At 32.6% G+C, this 23,148-nt stretch carries 20 protein-coding genes; all 20 read left to right on the top strand.

The window, feature by feature from the left end; genetic code table 11:
• Positions 1 to 183: 183 nt before the first annotated feature.
• On the top strand, positions 184 to 969 hold the full coding sequence (locus tag CWS20_RS06620) for a DUF6414 family protein (RefSeq protein WP_066192492.1): 786 nt from the start codon (positions 184 to 186) through the stop codon (positions 967 to 969).
• 17 nt (positions 970 to 986) lie between these two features.
• The gene (locus tag CWS20_RS06615) at positions 987 to 1,826 is read left to right on the top strand and encodes a heteromeric transposase endonuclease subunit TnsA (RefSeq protein ID WP_066192494.1); all 840 of its coding nucleotides are present in this window, start codon (positions 987 to 989) and stop codon (positions 1,824 to 1,826) included.
• A complete protein-coding gene (locus CWS20_RS06610; RefSeq protein WP_066192496.1) occupies positions 1,823 to 3,976 on the top strand; it encodes a TnsB C-terminal domain-containing protein in 2,154 nt (717 codons plus the stop codon). The genes CWS20_RS06615 and CWS20_RS06610 overlap by 4 nt, the downstream gene beginning before the upstream one ends.
• Positions 3,969 to 5,642 carry an ATP-binding protein gene (locus tag CWS20_RS06605; protein WP_083957221.1) on the top strand — a complete coding sequence of 558 codons (1,674 nt, stop codon included), beginning with the start codon at positions 3,969 to 3,971 and terminating at the stop codon, positions 5,640 to 5,642. The genes CWS20_RS06610 and CWS20_RS06605 overlap by 8 nt, the downstream gene beginning before the upstream one ends.
• Before the next feature lie 42 nt (positions 5,643 to 5,684).
• Positions 5,685 to 6,518, top strand: a complete 834-nt coding sequence (locus tag CWS20_RS06600; protein ID WP_066192501.1) for a TIR domain-containing protein — start codon at positions 5,685 to 5,687, stop codon at positions 6,516 to 6,518.
• 30 nt (positions 6,519 to 6,548) lie between these two features.
• Positions 6,549 to 8,408, top strand: coding sequence for a TnsD family Tn7-like transposition protein (locus CWS20_RS06595; protein ID WP_066192503.1), 1,860 nt, complete (start codon positions 6,549 to 6,551; stop codon positions 8,406 to 8,408).
• Complete coding sequence (locus tag CWS20_RS06590) at positions 8,389 to 9,816, top strand: Tn7-like element transposition protein TnsE (RefSeq protein ID WP_241504149.1); 1,428 nt, start codon at positions 8,389 to 8,391, stop codon at positions 9,814 to 9,816. The genes CWS20_RS06595 and CWS20_RS06590 overlap by 20 nt, the downstream gene beginning before the upstream one ends.
• Positions 9,817 to 9,933: 117 nt before the next feature.
• Positions 9,934 to 11,664, top strand: coding sequence for a dsDNA nuclease domain-containing protein (locus tag CWS20_RS06585; protein ID WP_066192504.1), 1,731 nt, complete (start codon positions 9,934 to 9,936; stop codon positions 11,662 to 11,664).
• Positions 11,654 to 12,229: an ABC-three component system middle component 1 gene (locus CWS20_RS06580; protein ID WP_066192506.1), complete on the top strand. Its 576-nt coding sequence runs from the start codon at positions 11,654 to 11,656 to the stop codon at positions 12,227 to 12,229. Before CWS20_RS06585 ends, CWS20_RS06580 begins: the two co-directional genes overlap by 11 nt.
• A gap of 2 nt (positions 12,230 to 12,231) precedes the next feature.
• Positions 12,232 to 15,147, top strand: coding sequence for an ATP-binding protein (locus tag CWS20_RS06575; protein ID WP_066192508.1), 2,916 nt, complete (start codon positions 12,232 to 12,234; stop codon positions 15,145 to 15,147).
• Between the two features lie 363 nt (positions 15,148 to 15,510).
• On the top strand, positions 15,511 to 16,140 hold the full coding sequence (locus tag CWS20_RS06570) for a TetR/AcrR family transcriptional regulator (protein WP_066192509.1): 630 nt from the start codon (positions 15,511 to 15,513) through the stop codon (positions 16,138 to 16,140).
• A gap of 921 nt (positions 16,141 to 17,061) precedes the next feature.
• A complete protein-coding gene (locus CWS20_RS06560) occupies positions 17,062 to 17,340 on the top strand; it encodes an ArsR/SmtB family transcription factor (RefSeq protein ID WP_066192513.1) in 279 nt (92 codons plus the stop codon).
• 112 nt (positions 17,341 to 17,452) lie between these two features.
• Positions 17,453 to 17,836, top strand: coding sequence for a VOC family protein (locus CWS20_RS06555; RefSeq protein WP_066192516.1), 384 nt, complete (start codon positions 17,453 to 17,455; stop codon positions 17,834 to 17,836).
• A gap of 179 nt (positions 17,837 to 18,015) precedes the next feature.
• A complete protein-coding gene (locus tag CWS20_RS06550; RefSeq protein ID WP_241504148.1) occupies positions 18,016 to 18,303 on the top strand; it encodes a 3-isopropylmalate dehydrogenase in 288 nt (95 codons plus the stop codon).
• A gap of 613 nt (positions 18,304 to 18,916) precedes the next feature.
• On the top strand, positions 18,917 to 19,222 hold the full coding sequence (locus CWS20_RS06545; RefSeq protein ID WP_066192520.1) for a YfzA family protein: 306 nt from the start codon (positions 18,917 to 18,919) through the stop codon (positions 19,220 to 19,222).
• Positions 19,223 to 19,237: 15 nt separating this feature from the next.
• Positions 19,238 to 19,609 carry a GntR family transcriptional regulator gene (locus tag CWS20_RS06540; RefSeq protein ID WP_066192522.1) on the top strand — a complete coding sequence of 124 codons (372 nt, stop codon included), beginning with the start codon at positions 19,238 to 19,240 and terminating at the stop codon, positions 19,607 to 19,609.
• Between the two features lie 5 nt (positions 19,610 to 19,614).
• Entirely contained in the window at positions 19,615 to 20,481 is an 867-nt protein-coding gene (locus tag CWS20_RS06535) for an ABC transporter ATP-binding protein (protein WP_066192524.1), read from the top strand.
• Positions 20,474 to 21,079, top strand: a complete 606-nt coding sequence (locus CWS20_RS06530) for an ABC-2 transporter permease (protein ID WP_066192526.1) — start codon at positions 20,474 to 20,476, stop codon at positions 21,077 to 21,079. The genes CWS20_RS06535 and CWS20_RS06530 overlap by 8 nt, the downstream gene beginning before the upstream one ends.
• Before the next feature lie 525 nt (positions 21,080 to 21,604).
• A complete protein-coding gene (locus CWS20_RS06525) occupies positions 21,605 to 22,219 on the top strand; it encodes a GNAT family N-acetyltransferase (RefSeq protein ID WP_066192528.1) in 615 nt (204 codons plus the stop codon).
• A 48-nt stretch (positions 22,220 to 22,267) separates the two neighbouring features.
• Positions 22,268 to 22,876 carry a TetR/AcrR family transcriptional regulator gene (locus CWS20_RS06520; RefSeq protein ID WP_066192530.1) on the top strand — a complete coding sequence of 203 codons (609 nt, stop codon included), beginning with the start codon at positions 22,268 to 22,270 and terminating at the stop codon, positions 22,874 to 22,876.
• Positions 22,877 to 23,148: the final 272 nt, after the last annotated feature.

Genomic DNA, 23,148 nt, shown 5'->3' with positions numbered 1-23,148 from the left:
AAACTTTATTCTCATTTAACAAGTGATGTCGTATTAGAATAAAGATTGATAATTTATAACAAAGTTCGATAATTTTAAATAAAGATTGATAATAGATAATAAAGTTTGATAAAAAATAACCTCTTCGGTATTATAGCCGTAAGAGGTTATTTTTTTATTTTTCTGAAAAAGGCGGGATAGGGAATGAAGCTAGGTTTTAGAGATTTTTATTATTTAGATGCAGATTACGTTGATAATCTTTTAGGTTATATTGAAGGTTATATTGAAGAAGAAGTATCTGCATTAGAAAGAGAAGAGACAACTGTTCAAGGTAAAGCAAAGGCAATGGGATTTGGTGAGGCTGGGAGAGACTCTAAATCAGGTAAAGAGTTTACTAGAAGAGGAAAAATAACGCCTGAAATAAAATTTAAGCGAGTAATTGATTATTTAATCGCTAATGATTTAGATCAAAGAGATGCGTTTGATAATGATTTATGGGAGATTCTGATACAAGAGGATGAAATTATAGAGGTAAGAGGCAGTCTTCATTTCACACAAATATATGATTTAGTAAAGGAGGCAAAATATATAGGAAATGTAGGTAGTGGATTAGGTGTAATTGATCAACAAGAGGTTGAAACAGTAACTTTTATGTTGGACAAATTGAAAGAAATTCAAGAAAAAAATGGTATTCCAATAAGAGTTAACACACGCGATGCTATTTACAGTTTTATTGCATATTTAAACGAAAAACATTTGATGAAAGACCAGGTTGATATAGTAGGAAATGATTTTAAGATGCTTTGTAAGGTAGAACGTTTAATACCTAAAGGTGAGAAAATGGAACTTTTTGATTTAAAAGAAATTGAAAGAAAATTTTCGAATAGAGAGCAACGCAGAAAAAACAAAGTTACTCCATTGCCAAAAGAATTTAATGAAAGTGTTGAAGGGCCTTCAGCTGTAGTTTTACCAATTGCGATTTATCGCTAAATAAGGGAGGGAGGTTTATGTCCAAACGTAAACGTGTATCGTCAACAGAGAAGAAGCAGAAAAATGGTCACGGGCAAGGGATGGGTGTTGATTATAAGCCTTGGTTAGTCATTCAGGATGTATCTTCGTTAGGTCGTTCAACGCGTTTAAAAGGAATTAAAATTCCTCGACAGTATGAATTCTTATCAGATTTGGAACGAAACTACTTTTATTTATTGGAATACTCCGATTTAGTAGTGGATATCCGAGAGCAATATCCACTACTCCCGATTGAAGAAACAATCGTCATTACAGATGAACTTGGTATCAAACATCCAGTGCATCCACAAACGAAAGAGCCGATTGTGATGACAACCGATTTTCTTGTTACAAAATTAGATAACGGCAAATCTGTAAATCTCGCACGAACGCTTAAATATAAAGATGATTTAATGGATGAACGTGTAATTGAAAAGTTCGAGATTGAACGTGAGTATTGGCAACGTCAAGGTGTCGATTGGGGAATCGTAACAGAGCTTGAAGTACCAAAAGAAATGGCACTCAATATTACCTTTGTACATGCGTATGCTGATTTAAGCCATATTGAAGATTTTCAGCATTTCGCAAAAGAAGATCTAGATATGTTCAGTGTGTATTTACTTACGCATTTGTTGTCGTATGAGTTAACTGTACGAGAAGCAGCTATTCAATTAGAGCAAGTATTTAACCTTCCTTCTGGAAGTGGATTAACGTTGTTCAAGCATCTAGTTATTACAAAAGCGATTGAAATTGATTTGATGCATAAACTAGATGTGAATCAGATTATTGAAATCAAATCAATTCGAAAAGATTATTCACAGAAGGTGAGAGCAATATGATTTTTTACAATCAGGTATACCAATACGTGAGTAAAGAAGATAAAAATCGTATTCGAATCATCGAAATCGACGATCCCATCGCTTATTATGTAGAACTGCATGGTGATACTTCAATGCCGAAAAAAAGCGATATAAAAACGTTAGAAGCCGAGATAGAAGCTGGTGTGTTATTAGCGATATTAGACCCCTATATGGTTGGCTATGAGGATAAAGATTTAACGCCTAAGCAAATTGAAAAACGTGATGAAGATTGGCATGTTGTTTCAAATACGTGGGAGAAACATAAACTACAGCTTCTTGAAAAGAAATTACGTGAGCAAAGTTTTGGTACCATTGCAGAAGCATTTAATTTAAGTAATTTAAAGGTAAAGCGTATATTCACTCGTTTTTGGCAGCGAGGCTTAAATAAAAACGCATTGTTGCCTGACTACATTTATTCAGGCGGCAAAGGTAAAGAACGTGATTTATCGAATGTGAAGGTAGGTAGACCACGCACGTATGCTTTATCCGATGATACGAAACAAGGGATTAATATTACTGACGAAGTGAAGAAGCAATTTAAACATGTCATCAAAAAGTATTACCGGAAGAAAGAACAAATCACGTTAGCGGAAACATATGATTATTTGCTACGCGAATTTTACTCCCATCAATATACCGAAAACAGTGTAGTGAAATATAAAGTATGGGATGCGTCACGTATTCCGACATATAACCAGTTTTACTACTGGTTTAAAAAGTATGAAAATCCACAATTGGATATTTCATTACGAAAAAGTACAAAAGAATTTGATTTAAAACATAGACCGATTTTAAGTAACTCAACTTTAGAAACAGATGGACCGGGTACTCGATTCCAAGTCGATGCGACGATTGCTGATATTTATTTAGTGAGCTCTTTTGATCGGTCTTTAATTATTGGTAGACCTATCGTGTATGGTGTAATCGATGTGTATTCAAGAATGTTCACTGGGCTGTATGTAGGGCTAGAAGGTCCGTCATGGGCTGGTGCAATGATGGCACTAGATAATATGGTTACAGATAAAGTATCGTTTTGTGGTGAGTGTGGAATAGAAATTGATGAATCACAATGGCCAGCCAAGCATTTACCGGAAATCATTATTGCCGATAGAGGCGAATTTGAAGGTTATACAGTAGGAAGTTTGATTAATAATTTCAACATAAAAATCGAAAATACCTCAGCATATCGTGGTGATTTAAAAGGGATAATTGAACGTCAGTTTGGCACAATTAACGGCAAAATCAAACGCAAGACACCAGGAGCCATTCAAAAGGAATATAGGGAGCGTGGCGACAGAGATTATCGATTAGATGCTAGTCTCAACTTAGGAGAGTTCACAAAAATCGTTATTCACCTCGTTCTGCAACATAACCAGAAAATCATTGAGAAATACCCGTTAGAAAAAGGCATGATTGCAAGTGGCTTAGTTGCTACACCTATTAACATTTGGGAGTGGGGAATTGCGAACAAAAAAGGTCGTTTGCAAACAATTACGGATAAAAATATATTCCGACTTAACTTGCTACCTAAAGGAAAAGCACGTATTACTAGAGCTGGAATTAAATTTAAAGGGTTATTTTATGGCTCTGAAAAGGCGATTAATGAGCAGTGGTATGCAAAGCTTAAGAATAAGAGCATCGACATTGTATATGACCCAAGAGTGATGGATCAAATTTATATTCCGCATACTGATGGACGCAGCTTTGATGTCTGTTATTTATTAGATACGAGCGCACAATACAAAGGTGATACGTTAGAGGAAATTGAGTTTTACCAACAGCTTTTACAAGAAGTAAAAGCGGAGGAACTCAATAAACAAAGAGAAAATATAATCAATACAGATGCAGCAATCGAAGAAATTGTGAAAAAGGCAATAAAGGAAAAGAAAGCAGTTCCTACGAATACGACGAAGGTTGAAAAAATTCGTGATATTAAAGTTAATCGGGCAGTAGAGAAACAGCTGAATCGAGAAGATGAGAAATTTGATTTAGTCGATAAACCTGAAATACCAGTAGCAAAAGTTGTTGAATTCCCTATGAAAACTGAAGAACCGCCAAAGAAATCTGGCTCACGTCTTATGAATAAATTAAAGAAGAAGCGAGCTGAGGAATTTGGAAAAGATGAATAACGCTGTGTTAAAAGGTGAGATGGAAGAAGCCATGTATAAGCCACAATCCCTTACTGAATACGCACATAATCCTTTTATCGAAGCTCTTCCACCAATTTTTGAAGAAGATGAAGTATTGGATCGTTTTATGGTGACACCACGTATTAGCCAGCAGGACAAGCAAAGTGAAACGAATATTAGATACCACGTGCTTAAGCGTGTGAAAAATTTTATTCAGCCTTTGCCAATTCACTTTGAAGTAGAGCGTCGATTATCAACATTAATTCGTCGTGGCTACTTAGCTCGCAATCCATTAGATAAAACGTTTTTAGAGCGTATTCGATTGTTACATCAACTACGTGAGAACGAGGAACAAGCACATAAATATATTGATAAACGCTTAAACTATATTCGCTCAACCGCAGATAGCCTTTCTATTATTGGCATCTCAGGTATCGGTAAAACAACGGCAATTGAACGATTGCTGTTAATGTATCCACAGGTGATCAAGCACGATACATATGAAGAGCAGCTGTTTAATCGTACGCAAATTGTCTGGCTGAAAATCGATTGTCCGTATGATGGAAGCCTATCAACTCTCTGTAAGAGTTTCTTTAAAGCGATTGATGATTTATTAGGTACACGTTATTTAGAGAAGTTTGGTTACTTAAATCGTATTACGTCTACGATGCTTCTACACATGACTACGCTAGCGAGCATGTATGGAATTGGTGTACTTGTCATTGATGAAATCCAGCACCTGCTACATTCGAAAAATGACCAAGAGGAAATGCTAAACTTCTTCGTTACCCTCTCGAATACAGTAGGCATTCCAACAGTTTTAATTGGTACATCAAAAGCGCAACAACTATTTAAAGGAAATTTCCGACAAGCTCGACGTGCTGCAAGTGATGGAGCAATTATTTGGGATCGTATGACTGAGGATAGTGAAGAATGGGAGTTCTTTTTAGAAACGCTTTGGGAGCTGCAATGTTTAAAAAAGCGTTCGGAGCTGACGGAAGAAGTGAAAAAAGCCTTTTATGAAGAATGTCAGGGCATTACCTCGGTAGCGGTAAATTTATTTATACTTGCCCAAGAACGAGCGTTATTTGATGAGAATAATTCAGATGAAAAGATTACGGTTAAAGTGTTGAAGCAAACTGCGAAGAAGGATATGAAAATCATTCAGCCCATGCTCACAGCGATTCGTGAAAATGATTTTGCCGCGATGTATAAATATGAGGATATTATGATTAATCTAGATGAGCTGATGATCAATCATAAAAGGAATACAGAGTACGAGAGTAAAGTGAAAGCTGCAATGAAAGAACGCCAAAATACGCTGGAGTATAAGCGACAGGAAATGGTTGAGAGTTTGAGTGTTGAGGTTGCAGCTTTGGGGATATTTAATTCTTTAAATATAGAAGATATTAGGAATTTAACTACAAAAATAGTTGAAGGGAATTCTGTTGATACTAAATATAATGATTTGAAGCTAAAAATTGTTCAGAAAGCAATAGAATTAAATCAAAGGAAAGAGCACCAAGTGAAATTGAAAGATAATCATAATGATAAGATACTACCTTTGAAAGCTATAAAAAAAAATGCAGAATCAAAGAAAGTGCATTCTTATGAGATTCTTAAATCCAGTAGGTATATTAAGTGCCCATTAATTGAATTTTATTAAAAATATAAATTAGATAGTGAATGTAAGGGAGAAGGTATTTATATGCTATATCAAGTGTTTATGGAAGTTACTAATATCTTAGGAGCGAAAGAGAACTTTGAATTATTTGAGTTTGATAAGCCGGATAGAAACCAAATAATAGAAGATGTTATCCTACCATATTTAAATAAAGATGAACTTCAATTTAATGGCTATTTTTTAGAGGCTCAAAATGTAGTAAGAATAGTTGTAAAAACTACAGATGAATCAGTTAAAAAATTGGCTGAAATTGAAAATTCCAACAATCCCCCAGGTTTTTTCTTTTTCACAACAGAAGAGCACATTGTAGGAGGAGATAAACATACAAAGGACATAACAAAAGAAATAATTTCTGAAGCGAGGGAGAAAATGAGTAAAGCTGTAAAAAAGAAACAATCCGATGTGGAGTTTGATAAAAATAAAGTATTTATCGTGCATGGACATGACGAGGTTGTAAAGTTATCTGTGGCAAGATTTTTAGAAAGGTTGGGTTTACAACCAATAATATTACATGAACAAGCAAGTGGAGGCACAACCATTATTGAGAAAATTGAAAATAACTCAAATGTTGGTTTTGGAATTGTTTTATATACACCTTGTGATTTAGGGAAAGCAAAAAATGATGAAGAATTTAATGCCAGAGCTAGACAAAATGTTATTTTTGAACATGGCTATTTGATTGGAAAGTTAGGGAGATCGAATGTTTGTGCTCTAGTGAAAGATGATGTAGAGAAGCCTAATGATATATCTGGAGTTGTATATATAAATTATGATTCAGGAAACGGATGGCATCTAGAATTATTTAAGGAATTAAAAAACGCAGGATATGATATTAATGCCAATCTTTTATTTGGCTAAAGTTCATATGTAAAACTAAGAGGTGATTATATGCTACCCTTCTTCACAAATCCATATCCAGATGAGTTATTGTATTCTGCCATTGCACGTTATCACTTTTATAGTGGCAATCTTGATTGTAAAGATACGTTGGAAGAGTTGTTTGGCAGTCGTTCTGTGATTCCGAGTGTGGAGATTGGTAGTCATTTTTCTATATTGGCAGAAAAGCTAGGTTCCCATTACTCTATCGAAACCATTTTAGCTAATCATACGATTTATCCTTATTATGCTATGTTCCTTTCAAAGAATCGGCAGCAAGAAATTATTCAGGATGTTGCTAATGATGGACAAGGACTTTATGCGAGATTAGGTATGGTCGCAGGGAGCATCTGTAGAAAGGATGGTCTGTACTATTGTGCGTCATGTACAAAAGGAGATCTAGAGCAATATGGTGAGCCGTACATTCATCGAAAACATCAGCTACAAGGAATTGATTATTGTCCACATCATGAAGTGCCGTTAAAGAAATACTCAGTTACTCCGAATGTAGTGAGCAGAATTGAGTTTATACGATTTGAAATAGAGCAGATGGATTTAGCACGTATTTATGAAGTTGATCCTTATGCAGAAATAAAAATCCAGTTAGCAAAGCAAGCATATAAGTTATTGCAGCAACCATTGCATTCATTGTCGAGGCAAGAAGTTTCACTGAAATATCGAGGATTATTAAGAGATTTAAAATTGGTTACCTCATCTAACCGTATTCGACAAAAAGAACTTTATAAAAAGTTTAAACAAAGGTTGCCTGTTGATCTCTTAGCGCAATATGAAAGTGTAGTGTATGTTGCTGATGAATATAATTGGCTAAAGGTACTTACACGAAATATGAAGCGTCACGTACATCCTTTTCGACATTTATTAATGCTACATTTTTTAGAACAAGATATAGATGATTTCATAGATTTAAAGGCTGATATAGGCCCGTTTGGTGAAGGACCATTTCCCTGTTTAAACCGAGCTGCATCGCATTATCAGAAGCTCGTTTTACCATCTGTTGCAGTAACAAGAGATTTTAAAACAAATGCTCCAATTGGCACTTTTAAATGCGCTTGCGGCTTTATTTATGCTAGAAAGGGTCCTGATAAATCACCAGAAGACTGTTTTCATATAGGTAGAGTAAAACAATTTGGACATGTATGGCAAGAGAGACTAAATCAACTAGCTGAAGGTGATTTAAGTATCAGGGCAATTGCCAGAGAAATAGGTGCAGATTCTAAAACGGTAAAAAGGTATTTACCGAATAATATCGAAATAAGTAAAGAAGTGTCGGAATCAAGTCAAGAGCTAATGGCAAAGTATAAACAGGACATTGTGGAGATTATTCGAGAGTTTTCACAATTATCTCGGACTACGTTACGTGCGAAATGTAAGAAACAATACATTTTCTTATATCGACATGATAAAGAATGGCTGATGGATGTTTTGCCTTCTAATCAAAAGAAACTGAAACCTACTATAACAGTTGATTGGTCTAAAAGAGATCAAGAGTATGTAGTAAAAATTAAAAGGATTTATAAAGATTTATTAGAGTTAGAGAAACCTATTCGTATTACACTTTCTTTAATCGGTAGAAGGCTTGGTATATTAGCAAATTTAGAACTACAAATAGATAAGTTACCGAAAACAGAAAGGCTACTTGCGGAGATCACAGAATCTGTTAAACAATTTCAAATTCGCCGTTGTTGTATAGTAATTGACCGAATGATAATGAAGGATGAGCCAGTTATTTTATGGAAGGTGCAGAGAATAGCAGCAGTGAAATCGCATCATTTCCATGAGATTAAGCCATATTTAGAGAACTATGTGCAGCAAAAGCAGGATGTGAAGAACGATGAGCAAACAACAAGTTAAATTAGATAATTGGCCATTTAAAAATGGAGAGAAAGCACAATTAATTTGGATAAGCTCTCCTTTTTGGCAATCTAAAAAAATTATGATTTATGCATATTTCAGAGCTAATGGAAAAACAGAAAAGCTATTGGCAGATTGGGGAACGTTGCCGGCATTAGCAATCCAACATTACTATATGAATGGCGATATTAGTAAAAGTATCGCACCAGCAGGTACAGAAGAAGTTGAAATGACCATTTATCCTAATACTGTAAGCTATTTCGAGAAAGAATGGAGCATTTACGGCACAAATGATAAGGATATATCACGCAGCTTTATCGTTTCTTCTAATAACAAAAACTATATTCTTCCGTTGATTGAAGTCGTACGAAGTATTTTAGCACCAAATCGGTTTTTACTTTATCGGCTTTTTGAAACAAATTCCTTTCCACAATATTTTATTGAGCAATACGAAGCGAATAAAATTCATCTAGATTTTTCATCACTGTTTCATCGTAAATACACAAAAGATAATTTTCTCTATCAATTAGTTTGGCTATTCTCTAATCAAGATTTAAGAAGAGTATTTGAAAATGTAGCCTACACATTTATCAATACAGGGATCGTAAAGTTTGATTGGTTATTTACAAAGCCAATTACAATTAAAGCGATTGTTAAACCAACTTCAAATGGTGGCACAATCCTTAGAATCACTAATGTTAAGAATAAACAAATTCCTTATAGTGAAATTTCATTTTCACACCCAGAAATCTTACAAACTGAGAAATCAGGAGAAGCGAAAAAATATACTCTCAATAGCAAAAGCAATAATGGCAGCCAGCAAAATGAATTAACTCTTGATGAAGAAGTAGAAGGTGCAACGGATAACTTTGATTTGATTGAAATGGATAATCAAGTGCATGAATATGTGAAGCTACCGAAAGTAACAAAAATACGGAGGAATTCTAATAAGCAGCGTAACTTTGAGGATGAAAATACGAAAAGATATTTTATTGATGATCAAGGTAGAAGATCGACCTCGGATGTTGGTGGAAATAAGGTTGCTAAGGGATTAGAAAATAAATCCCTTTACGATTTTCAGGTACAAGGAGAATTGGGAGAGTTTATTAAAGTATTAAAGGTATTAGAAATTTATTCTGAAGTGCAGTCGATAAATGTGATTCAAGGGAGTTTAAAGGAGTTTTCTGATACAAAAAGGTTTGTTTATTTGAATGATGGTGTTATTGAAAGGAAGTATGTGATTGCTGAAATTGTCTTGTTTGCAAACAAAGTAGTGAGTGTAATTGAAGTTGAGCGTGAAGATATGGCACTGTCTACTTTAATATGTAAATTAAAGATGCAGCAGGATAAAAATTACTGTTATAAACAAACTTTAAGCGGGCTAGTTAATAAATGGGAGATGGGATAAAAAGCAGTTGAGTTTTAATGAAATAAAATTTTCAACGTTGAAGCACGGTAAGAAAGAGGCTCAGCATAGAGCTAATCTCTTAGCAAATAAATTAATTAAAATATTGAGGGGAATTACATGCTAGAAACATTAGACATAAAGAGAAAGAAAATTGAAAGTACCTTAGAAAATTATATGACAGATTTGGAAGAACAAGAAAAACAAGAGATATTACTACATAAAGAGCAAATAGTAAGTAGTCTTATGTCTGGGGAATTCAGGGATTTAGGCGGATTAACAGCTATGAGAGGATTTGTCTATCAATATTATGTATCGATGTATTATATAGTATCTATGATATATCAAAAGCGGGATAATTGGTGGAGTTCAGTAGTATTAGAATATTTTGATGATATAACTTTGATTGGTGAAAATAAAATTCGATTTATACAAGTAAAAACAGTAAAAGAAGGGGGAACTAAATCTCATGCACCCAATGATTTTGTTAAAAGAAAATCTTTAAAAGACCCTGAAAAACCAAAGTTACATTTTAATAGTTGGGTGGAAAAGAATATATTGAACTATGACTATTTCTTAGAATCTAATTTAATTGAAGAAGTTGATAAAAGTACTTACAACCCTCAATTTGAAATAGTGACCAATACTAAACAGAGTAGTTTGTCTAATTTAATAAATTATACTGGGAATATTAATTTTGAAATTAAAGATGCTATAAGTTCTGAAGATAAATTAAAAGCAGCTATTTCAAAGCCAATTGAAAATTTAGGTTTTGGGTTCGGGGACTTTTCACAAAAAGAAATTGACTACTATTTAAAAAAGCTTTATATAAATAAATTTGGTTCAACAAGAGAGCTTTATGAAAACATTATAGACATGATTGAAGAAACAATTTTTATTACTGATATTAGAGCCAAATCTATAGCAGAATATGTATTTCAAAAAATGTTTGCATTTGTTATATCCAATAGTCATGAAGATAATGAAGATCGTATAAAAAAAGATGAATTAATAATAACTAAATTACAGATTGAATATTTAATAGCAGTATGGGTTACTGAAGCAAAAGAATTAATTAGTGAGCGTTCTTATTACGATAGTGCTTGGGCAATCTTTAACAGGGCTATATTGGATTTAGAGTCAGAGTTCAAGGAACAATTTGCTAATGAAAAATTAAAAGCCGAATTACTTAAAGAATTGCAATGGGTTAATGAACATATTACAGAGAGTAATAGAGGAAATAGTACATATTGTGTATTAGTTCTTAATAAAATATTTAATGGAAATAACAATCTATCGATGTGGGATTTTGAACATGGTGATATTAAAAGCAATCTAAAAGAATCATTAAGGTTTATCATATATTTTCTTGTCTTTTATGAAGAACATTCGGAAGTTTACAATACGGCTAAACTGTTATTCCATGAGGGGCAATCAAGTGTGATAGATAACATTCTTTTTACATTATATCATGCCCGAAATAATTCGAATAAAGTAACATCTATGGAAAAAATAAAATTCAGCTTAAATGAATGTTATATTTCAAGGCAAATTACTATAGATTTATATTGTTTACTTATAGGAACAAAAAAAGATGTTGTAAATCCGACAGCCTCAAATATTTCAAATATGTTTAAAGTTACGAGTACAAATAGTAATATGCATAAAATTACAGATGTACCTGATAACATGCGTTTTGTTGATGTGGGTGAAGTAGAGGAGTTGTTTGAAGGCTTTAAGGATGAAGGGATTGATTTAGAGAGTTTTAAACACAATGAGCTACTGCCAAAATGGAAAGAATATTTGGATGGAATAGTAAATAAATTGAAGGAGAATTACATTGAAGGTTGAAACAGTAATTGATTTTTTACAATTAAAAAGGTTTGAGCAATATCAATTTGAATCAGAGCTTATGAATCAATTTGAAGAGCATAATATAAATATTTGGGCTAGTGATACAAGGTTAATAATGTTAAAAGAATACAGAACACAAAATTCTTTATTAGATTGGGAAATGAAAGATCAAGCAAGCATTGCGAGTGCATTATATCATATCCCTAAAAAATATCTTAATAATTTATATTTTTTTATGGTTTTAGATTTTAAGACTGATGAAATTGAATTAAGGCTAAAGATAAATAAGATAGAAAAAAACGAGTTGATTTGTAAGAAATATATTTTAAAAGATGTAGATGATTTAAATAGAATTCCATTTTTAATGAAAATAGCTCCAGAAAGCGATACATTTGCCTTTGATGAAAAATTTAAAAAAAGAATTATGAAATTTAATGAGCAGATTGATGGTGAAGGAAATTTAAGTTTAGAAAAAGTAATGAATGATTATTTTAATAATTATTTGAGTAATAAGCAGGCCAGCAAAATAAAAATAGAAAGCTTATTAGAAATAGGAGATTAAAAATGTTTATTAGAAAAATAATATTAAACAATTTTCGCATTTTTAGAGGGGTACATGAGTTTGATTTTTCAAATAAAAAGGTAATCGTAGTAGAAGGACCGAATGGGCATGGAAAAAGTACAATTTTTGATGCGATTAATTGGGTTATTTCAGGAAAGATTTCTAGATATGTGGGTTCGTCTGAACATCAACAATTTAACTATATTATAAATAGTTATGCTTATTTAAGTAGCGTGAACGAAGCATCGGTTGAAATATTTTTTAATAGTGAGAAAGAGTTAACTATTAAAAGAATTGTTAAAAAGAATGGTTCCACTAAATTATTTATAAACGGTCAACAAATAGGGTTAAGAGAAGGACAAAAAGAAATAGTCCAATTGTTAGTTAATGAGAAGATAGTAAATGATGCTAACTTACTTGATTCTATTGATTTACTTTCATTTATAGAATCAACCTTGATTTTATCTCAGGAAAATTTAGAGGAATTTGTTAGAGGTAATAAACCGACTGAAAGATATTCTAAGTTAGAACAAATTTTGGGTTTAACAAGATACGGACAAGACTTTAAGGATTATTTACAAGAGTTAAAAAAAGAGTATTTGGCGGAATATAATCATATTATTTCAAAACAAGAAGATTTAAAGCACAAACGAGAGTTGTTAAATGCAGAATACCGACCAAAATTGCAACAAAGTGAAAGAGATGGGAATAAACCAAAATCGAAAATTTTAGAAGAACTTAATACATTTTGTGGAAACTTACAGAACTATTCACTTAAATCATTTAATAGTCTCCAAAATTTTCATGATATTACTATAAATGAATATGAGAATTTAAAAAAGTATATTGAATCTATAGAAGATGAACTAAAGAGGTTCGACTTTTTAAAATTTGAGATCGAACAAAAAGAGCTTTATGTAAATGATATAGAGTTTAACGAAAAGATAATAAACTATAAGAACAACATAGATACTTTAAAAGGGAAAAAGTTCAAACGTGAAAAAGGTATAGAAAAAGCTGATTTAATAAGAGAAAAATTAAGAAATATTGCTTTAACTAATAATTATTTAGATGATAAGAAAATTGAAAGAGAAAATATAAAAGTAGATACTAGTAATATCATCAAAAAATTGGAAATCGTCTCCAATAATTTAGGGATAGATTATGTAAGTTTGACTTATGAAAAAATATCTGATTTTATCGAAAAGTTTAGATTAAATAATGATGTTTTAAAGAAATTATTAGAGAAAAATAATGTTTTGGAATATGAGAACCAATTGGTTTTATTAGCACGTAAAGCAGAGAGGTTAGAAACGACATGCACCCCCCAAAATAAGCTTGTGAATGATTTGCAAAATAAAATTAAGATAATTGATAAGCAAATTTTAGATTTAAATAATCAGAAAAAGAGTAATTTAGAGTCCCAAATAAATACGATTATACATGAAGTTCAAACTCATTTGATAAATAGTGATGAACAAAAATGTTTAGTATGTGGGTCTACTTTTAGTAGTAATGAAGAATTAAAAGATTCTATACGTATGCAGTTAGAGAACTCGAAAAAGTTAGTAAATAGATTTGAAATAGATCTAAATGAATACAAGGTTCAGAAAAGTAAGTTGAATGTCCAACAAAACTTAGCAGAACAAGAGTTAAAAGTTTCTGAGCAGGAATTAGATAACGTGAGAAAAGAAATAAAAGACTTACAAAATAAAATTGTAGTTATGCGTCTTAATAATTCAATTGATATAGAAGATATCGGGCAAATTCAAATAGAAATAGAAAAAGTACAAAATTATAAACAGAATAATGATAATAAATATAATGGCTTTATTGAGATTAAAAAAGGATTAGATTTATTGAATGATTTGAAGTTAAAAAAAGAGAGAATTTCTGAAGAAGAGAAAGAAATCCATGCAAAGCATAATAGCTACAGATATTTTATTGGGGACCAAAGAAAGCTACAATTAAAACTAAATAAAATAGAAAGTTATATTAATAGCGCTAAAATAAAAATTCAAGAGTACGATAAACAAATATTAGAATTGAATCAGATTATTCAAGCTATAGAGAGAAAGTTGCAGCAATTAGCCCAAATTAAAAGTGAATTAGAAAAGATGGTTAATTGTAAACTGGTACTAAATAGTAGCGAGATATTAGATTTCATTATAGAAAATATTAGTTTGTTAAAAAATGAAAGGTTTAAAGCTAGAAATCTTTTAAAAACAATAGAAAAATATATGGATGACATTAAATTAAGAGAGATGGAATCAAAAATTAATAATTATGACCGAGAAAATCTAGTATTACAAAAACAAGTTGATCAATATGTCAAAATGGATGAACAATTGAAAAATTTATTTACTTATCATACTCAAGTACAAAGTTCTTTAGTGAATGAATATTTGAATGGTCTATCCTTAGCAATAAATAATTATTTTAGACAAATTTCACCGCATTCTTACTTTAACTATATTAATTTAATAACGAAAAAAAATGAATTATTTATACTTTTAAAAGATAATCAAATTGGGGCTGTAGATATCGAAAGCGACATAGAAGACTCTGTAAACGCCAGTCTTACTTTAAGCGCTGCACAATCGACTATATTAGCAATGAGCATATTTTTAGCTTTAAATAAATCTCAAAATTGGAGTAGACTAAATGTAATAGGAATTGATGATCCATTCCAAAATCTAGATGATATTAATGCATATTCTTTCATAGATGTTCTGTCTAATTTAGTTTCAGTAGAGAATAGGCAAGTCCTGATTAGTACCCATGATTCGGATTTTGCTAGGCTATCAATTAGAAAAATGAATTTAAACTCAGATGATTATGCATATATCAAAATACAATCTTATACTAGAGAAGCCATAGAGATTCAATCTGAACAATATCGGTCTCTCGGAGAATAAAAAGATCTAGTTTTAATCAATCTTTTTTATAAAAGGTTAATCTTGATAAAGTTTAAAGGCATACATTTTGATCAATCTTTGTTCAAAACGAATGGCTTTCTTCTATATTATAATCAATGTTCGTAGCACTCTTTTAATCAAACTTTATTCAAAACCCACAAGTGATGTTAAGTAACAATGAAGTTGTTTAATTTACAATAAAGTCGTATAAAAAATAATAAAGTTGTTTAAAAAACGCCAGTTATGCTATTCAACAAACGGGCAGGATACTTTTATAAAGGTAATTCATAAACCATTTAGATAATCTTCATCTAAATGGTTTTTTCGTTTGAATTTTTAGTACGACTGTACTAAAATAGGAACATGAGTAAAAAAAATAAACCAACTAACCAAAAAGTAATGTCATTCATCGAAAAAGCCCGTAGAGCTCAAATTGTGGAATGTGCGATTGAAACAATCGCAGAAGTAGGTTACGCTCAAGCATCTTTAGGACAAATTGCAAAACGTGCAAAAATCAGTAAGGGGGTTATTTCTTATCACTTTGCAAATAAAGAGGAATTAATGGAACAAATACCTATCGAATACTATAAGGCTTGGCATACCTATATTTTTCCACGAATAGAAGCCCAAAAATCTCCTAAAGAAATGCTTAGGGTGTATATTGAATCCAATCTTACATTCATAGATCAAAATCGGCAGCATGTTTTCGCTGTTATAGAAATGGTTTCTAATACGAGAACTGCTGATGGTAAACTTCAGTTTGCAGCAGAACTTGATGAAGCTATTTTACTTCCAATTGAAAATATTCTTACTCTAGGGATGCAAGAAGGAGTTTTCAGAGAATTTACCAAATCATCAGCAAGGGTGATGGCGTTAACAATAAGAAGTGCCGTTGACGGGTTCACCCTTGAATTAACGAGAAAGCCTCATTTAGATGTTCAGGAATACACTAGAGAATTGGTTACAATCTTCGATAAATCAACTAAAAAGTAATGTGTTACTTTGGAGGATAATATGTTTTACTATGAGGTACTCTGTAATAGTTGTAGAAAAGTATTTAGAGTATACGAAGGTTCAATAAACTATAAACTATTTAAGGAAAATAAGACTAAGTTTTTTTGTTGCGAAGATTGTAGTCATAAAATACGTATGGATGCAATCAAAAACTTTTTTAGATATAGGGAATGAATAACTTCTTCAACAATAAAGCACAAAAGTTGAAGATCACTTAGATTTTTAAACGACTTTATTGTTATATTTTTAAGTACAGTGTAGTATCTTACATCATAGATTAAACAACTATATTTTACCCCCGTACTAATTTAGTACGGGGGTATTCTTGTTTGAGGTTTTAAAATTAAATAACTTTATTGTCACTTTACAAGTTTTAATGTAAAAAAAGTCTACCAATAGGGTGCATTTTTTTATAATTAAGGAAAAATGGAGAATGGAGAAAAATCCAAAATGAGTAAAAAGATATTATACTACTTTCAATTAACCCTTAAGTTAGTTCAAAGGGGATTACATATAAGTCACTCACTTTCTCGGAGTTAGTCGAATTGATGTTGCATTGATAAAAAAAGATGGTCTGGTATAAGATAGGAGATGCTCACCTATACTTCGTTATAAGTGTAAGTTCCAAATGATATCGAAACACTTTTAAATATTAATAATTAGCACTACGCCACTTGTTTTTGGTTTGTGTTAGAACTGCTTTGTAACCAACTTCTTCTGAATGTTGAGTCTGTTGTTCTATAAACTTAGCTTGGTTCATACACGCTTTACCATATTCAAACAGTTTAAAATATATTTATGTACATTAAACATGTAAATTTGAATTAAATCGATATTTTACACGCAACTTTATGGTTGCTTTTAATTGACAGCAACTTAAAAGTTGCATATAATTCGAATATGAGTTCAAACAAAGACGCCATATTTAAAGCGCTTGCCGACTCGACTCGGCGGCTTATTTTAGACGAATTATCAGAACGAAACGAGCTGACATTGTATGAACTTACAGCTCGTCTCATTATGAAGCATAACCTTTCCATTTCACGACAGGCGATTGCTAAACATCTTTCCGCATTGGAAGATGCGGAGCTAATAAAATCAAAAAGAAAGGGGAAATATCGAGTTATTGTATTTAACAACCAACCACTTAAAAATTTATTAAATGGATGGATAGAATAATATCCTAATATAGGTATACGGCTGTCTGGCCAATTTACCTAAGTGTTTTGTATACAATAACTAAATTTTCCTAAACCGATCTGTCACAATTAACAAGGGAGGAATCAGCAAATTGAATATTATAGTTGCGAGTATATTTGTTCAAGATCAAGACAAGGCATTGAAGTTTTATTCAGAAAAACTAGGGTTTGTAAAGAAAGAGGATGTTCCTGCCGGAGAATATAGATGGATAACACTCGTTTCTCCTGGTGATCAAGCCGGTACCGAGCTTTTACTCGAACCGAGTGCTCATCCTGCCGCCAAGGAATATCAAAAGAAGATATTTGCAGAGGGCATCCCTGCGACAATGTTTGGCGTAGCCGATGTTCATGAAGAGTACAAACAATTAATGGAGAAAGGCGTAACATTTACTATGGAACCAACACAAATGGGTGAAATGACAATAGCTGTCTTCGACGATACATGCGGTAACCTAATTCAGATAATAGAAAAATAATTTTATGAGGTTGTCATTCTATGGACATTCCACATTAAACTATCGGGAGCATTTCTTAAATAAGGAATGCTCTTATAATACTTTATTATAATAAATATTTATAACACTTAAATTCCAATTATTGTATAATGATAAAGAGAATTAAGTCATTACTTATGACCTTATAAAAGGAGAAAATAATGAATTTCTTCACAATAATGATGATTTTTTTTATAATTATTGCTAACATAATAGGATTGTTGGTGTTTCTTCAAAAGAGAAGTATCTATTTTTTTGCGTTAACAATATTATGTCTAGCAGCAGTATTTGGCGGAGCAGGGAGTATATTAGGAATAGTTATAATTCGTGATCCCTTTGCAGTGTTTTATGGTTTACAAATAGGATACATTTTGTTGATGAATAGCGGTATAGTTTTATTAATAGCTGCTTTAACAACATTATTAAGAAAAATGTATAAAAGAAATTGATTATTAGGCTGTCAGATGACAGCATTTTTATATTGAATTAAGAGGATGTCTACTTCATTTCTAATGTGACATCTCTAAAGAAAAACCCTCTATCAGCATCACACATCTTCTCCCTTCCTTACATGATTCCGCAATAAATTAATACATGACGCAACGTTGCGGTCAAACAGTTTTTGGTGTTTAATCTATTCCTCATGAAGAAAGCAGTTAGTTATTCCTAACCTGCGTCCTTAAATAGAATTATACGTATGACCATTCTTCAACTAACAGTGGCATTATAGAGTTCAGCCAGATATTACTGGTTGAACTTTTTGTTTTAGATTTACGCTTACAGCAGCCAGGGGAGAACGTAAGGTGGCGTAAGGATTGACCCGATTCCAACTTGTAGCTTATATACGAGATCATTGTTCCAGCCAGCCACAAACATATTTCTACCAGTAAGAGGTGGACCGTTTCATTGTCATTTGAAAAAAATGGTTGCATGTTGTTTTGTGTGTGTATATAATGTGAATATAGTATATACACATTATATAGAAACGAGAGTATTTATGTAAATCGGACTTGTATTTAGTAAATACTCAAAATGATGAAGCATGAGAGGAGAGGTATTCAAATGGCAGGTATTGAAAAAACACATAATTTTAATTTAGCAAAGCACTGGATGATTACCATTGGTATATTTTTAATTGTTCAATTGATCTTTATCGCGGTTGATGGCACTTCCCTAGAGCCAAACATGAACGATAGTGATAAATTATTTGCCAGATTAGGAAGATGGATTTTGGACTCGAAGCTCTTTAGTGAATGGATTACCCCTTATTCCTTTCCTTTTTTTAATATGTTCATGACAATTCATGTCATTGCTATACTAATTGCGACAGGTTTGTACATTATTCCAAGTATATTTTCAAAAAAATAAAGAAGAGGGATTGGCATGCAAATAATTATTTCCAACAGTTCAAAGGAGCCGATTTATGAACAAATTACGAATCAAATTAAATCGTCTATTTTAGCAGGTGAACTACAGGAGGGAACAGCGATACCTTCCATGCGCAACCTCGCAAAGGATTTACAAATAAGTGTTATAACGACAAAGCGTGCCTATGAGGAATTGGAGAAGGCGGGTTTTATTTATTCCATTGTCGGAAAAGGATCTTTTGTCGCTGAGCAAAATTTAGAGGTTATAAGAGAGAAGAAGCTGAAGGTCATTGAGGAACAGCTGGGTGCTGTCATATCGAATAGCAGAGAAATTGGCCTGTCACTTGATGAGCTGCAGCAATTATTGAAGATTTTATATGAGGAGTGAAATGAATGGAAAATGTAGTTGAATTAAAAAATGTAACGAAGAAATTCAAAGGTTTTTCCGTTGAAAATATTGATTTACAAGTGAAGCAAGGCTTTGTAACAGGATTCATTGGCGCAAATGGAGCTGGTAAGTCAACGACGATAAAAATGATGATGAATCTATTAAAACCGGATGCCGGTGAAGTTAAGCTTTTCGGGTTGGACTACAAGACGCATGAAAAGGCGATCAAGGAGCGCATTGGGTTTGTATACGATGGCAATGTATTTTTTGAAGGGCTGAACTTAAAAGATATAAAACGAATAGTTGCACCTGCTTACAAACACTGGGATGATAAAATTTTTTTAAAATATGTTGAACAATTTGAATTACCGCTTAATAAAGCAATAAAAACATTCTCAAAAGGGATGCAAATGAAGGCTTCATTGGCGATTGCCCTATCCCATCATGCAGAGCTGATTATTATGGATGAGCCAACAGCAGGCTTAGACCCCATTTTTAGACGAGAGTTGTTGGTCCTCTTACAGGAATTAATGCTTGATGGCAATCGTACCATCTTCTTCTCTACGCATATTACAACTGATTTAGATCGTATCGCAGATTATATAGCTTTAATACAAAGAGGGCAATTAGTATTTAATAAATCCATTCACGAAGTAGCTGAAAGCTATGCACTCGTCAAAGGAGGAATGGACCTGCTGGATAGAGACACGGAAAAGGACTTTGTTCATATTCATCGTGCATCTACAGGATTTGAAGCATTAACGGACAATATTAACGCTGTGAAAAACACTTTCGGAGACAAAGTTGTCATTGAACGCGCCTCTCTGGAAGATATCATGTATTACTTGAAAGGCGGCATGCACCATGTTTAATTTAATCAGACGTGATATCATACTTCAGAAAAGGCAGCTATTCATCTTTATTCCTTTTATCTTATTCTTTATCTTTATGGACGCACATCCAGCTTTGACTTTTCTCATTGCCAGTATTTTTATTCCTTTTAACACCTATGCCTATGATGAAAAAACAGAGACAAATATACTATTAAATTCTTTACCATATACACGTACGGAAATTATCGCATCTCGCTATCTTGGTGCTATTGTTTATATGGTTTTAGCAATTGGAGTGACAAGTCTGGCCTTATTTGCTTTCAATAAAACGTTTACGATGAATGATATTGCGATTGGCAGTAGTTTATTCTTATTATTTGCTTCGATTACCTTTCCGTTATTTTATATTCTTAAACCAGGTTATATTACGATGGTTGTAATCATTAGCTTTCTCGTTTTAGCAAGTGTAGGGCCGGCTATTGTGTTGTTTTTAGCTGATCGTTTAACAGCAATAACTGATTTTATCGTTAATTTATCCGTCCCGACTTTATATACAGGAGCGACAATTGCAATCATAATCGTCTATGTTATTTCTTGGGGGATTACCACTGCTATTTACCAGCGAAAAGCGTTCTAATAGGTTCTTTTTACTAGCTGAAAAATTCAAAATCAACCTCTACTAGACGTATGATGCAGAAGCAGAGATATTCTAATGAAAGCATAATTGTGATTTATTTATGATCATTGGTCGACGAAAAGAAAGAAGCTTTGAATCAATTTTTCAGGATGTTGATCCTCCACAATGACAAAATGATAAATTAGAGGCACTAATGAAACGCATGTTAGAATCAAACTTTGTTAATGAAACAGCCGTTTTAAAAAGGCTTGATCAATTACGATTCTATAAAATGAATTTTGAAGTAGGGGCTGTCTCAAAAACACCTTCTTAAAAGAAAAACCACCAGATGCGTGATGAAGCATCTCGTGGTTTTTACGTATTTTAGACGAATATATCTCTTTCGAATGGCAGTCAACCGCCACTCGTTTCTTAAAATTATGGGCTAGGGCAATAATCCCAACCAGATGTGGTTTTGACAATGTATGGTCATAGGTTTTATAATGAAAATATATTCATTCATTATAAATTGAAAGGGGAATGCTAATGCAATCTGGAGATAATAAATTTATAATTGTAAAGGCGGATAAAATTGATTTAGATGTAAGGCTACAAATTTCTGAAATTTTTGCAGAAGGCTTTACACAATGGCTTGGCTATTTTTCCAAAGATAAAAGCACTATTGCAAAGGCTTTTGCTCATATGTTTGTTTTAAATCAATTTTATGTAGCCATAGCAAATGATAAAGTAGCTGGAATGACGGCATGTACAGACGGGAAAACTTTCTCGATAAAATTAAATAAAAAAGAGCTGAGAAAGCACTTAGGCTTCTTCAAAGGAAGCATAGCAGGGATCTTTTTAAAGAAGGAATTTGAAGCCCCCTATGAAAAATTCCCTCCTAATACAGGCTCGATTGAATTTGTCGGAACAGCTCATGAATTTAAAGGACAGGGTGTAGCGTCTCAAATCATCCAGTATATTTTTGAAAATACGCCTTATAAGAATTACGTTATTGAAGAGGTTGCCGATACGAATATTCCGGCTATGAACTTATATAAAAAGCTGGGCTTTAAAGAATACAAAAGAAAGCCTCTTCCAGAAAAGCTGGCTAAGAAAAATGGAATAAATAACCTTTTGTCGTTGAGGTATATGGAAAAGTAAGGAGCACCTCTTCTAGTAGATGGGTAGAGCGAAATGGAGGTATAGTTCTTGCCTAGAACAAAAGAACAATATGAGGCAATGAGAATTGCAACGAGAAATAGAATACATTCGGCTGCCATAAAACTTTTCGCAAAAAAAGGGTTTGCAGCTACCAGTGTTCATGATATTGCAGAGGGGGCAGGTATCAGCATCGGGTTAATGTACCGACACTATAAAACCAAAGAAGATTTATTTAATGAGCTAGTTTCTTATGCTGCAACAGGATTAGAAAAAGTCATCGAAAGGTTTCAAAGCGATGAGTCTCCCATTGAATTAATTCGGCAGTTTACGCTGGAAATATTGAATGATTTTGAAAAAGATGATGCATTTGCAGAACTACTCATGCTTATGAACCAATCATCAACGCTGGAAGACCCCTCTCCTCAAATTCAATATCTTAACGAACAAAGTGAAGTAATGTTTAACCAAACTGCCCGATTAATCGAAAAGGGTCAGAACCTTGGTCAATTTAAACAGGAAAATGCTTCGGAAATGGCATTCTATTATTTTGCTTCCTTACAAGGCTTAGCTATGACAAAAATTACCATAAGGAAACGTTATATAACACCAAGTCTAAAAATAGTAACAGCGTTCTTGATTGAGGATGATCAAGATTAAAGAAGACGCGCAAACTTGCCATGTATTTGAGGATAACATCGCACCCAATAAAATTTGTTGTCAACAACCATTATGAAATATTAACAAACAATAATTAAGAAAAAAATTCATTAAGATCTTACACTACCTGATTTTGGCAACAATTAGTACCAAGGTTCAAAAATATCGAGCAGTATAATCAAATTTTGTGAACAAGATGTACTAAACGATAGGGGGCTTTCCTTAACTAATGGGAAGTCTTTTTGTTATATTGCTAAACCAGCTAATAGTTT

It is taken from the genome of Cytobacillus horneckiae, from assembly GCF_002835735.1.
GTDB lineage: Bacteria > Bacillota > Bacilli > Bacillales > Cytobacillaceae > Cytobacillus > Cytobacillus horneckiae.
This window is presented reverse-complemented; position numbering and strand designations above follow the sequence as displayed.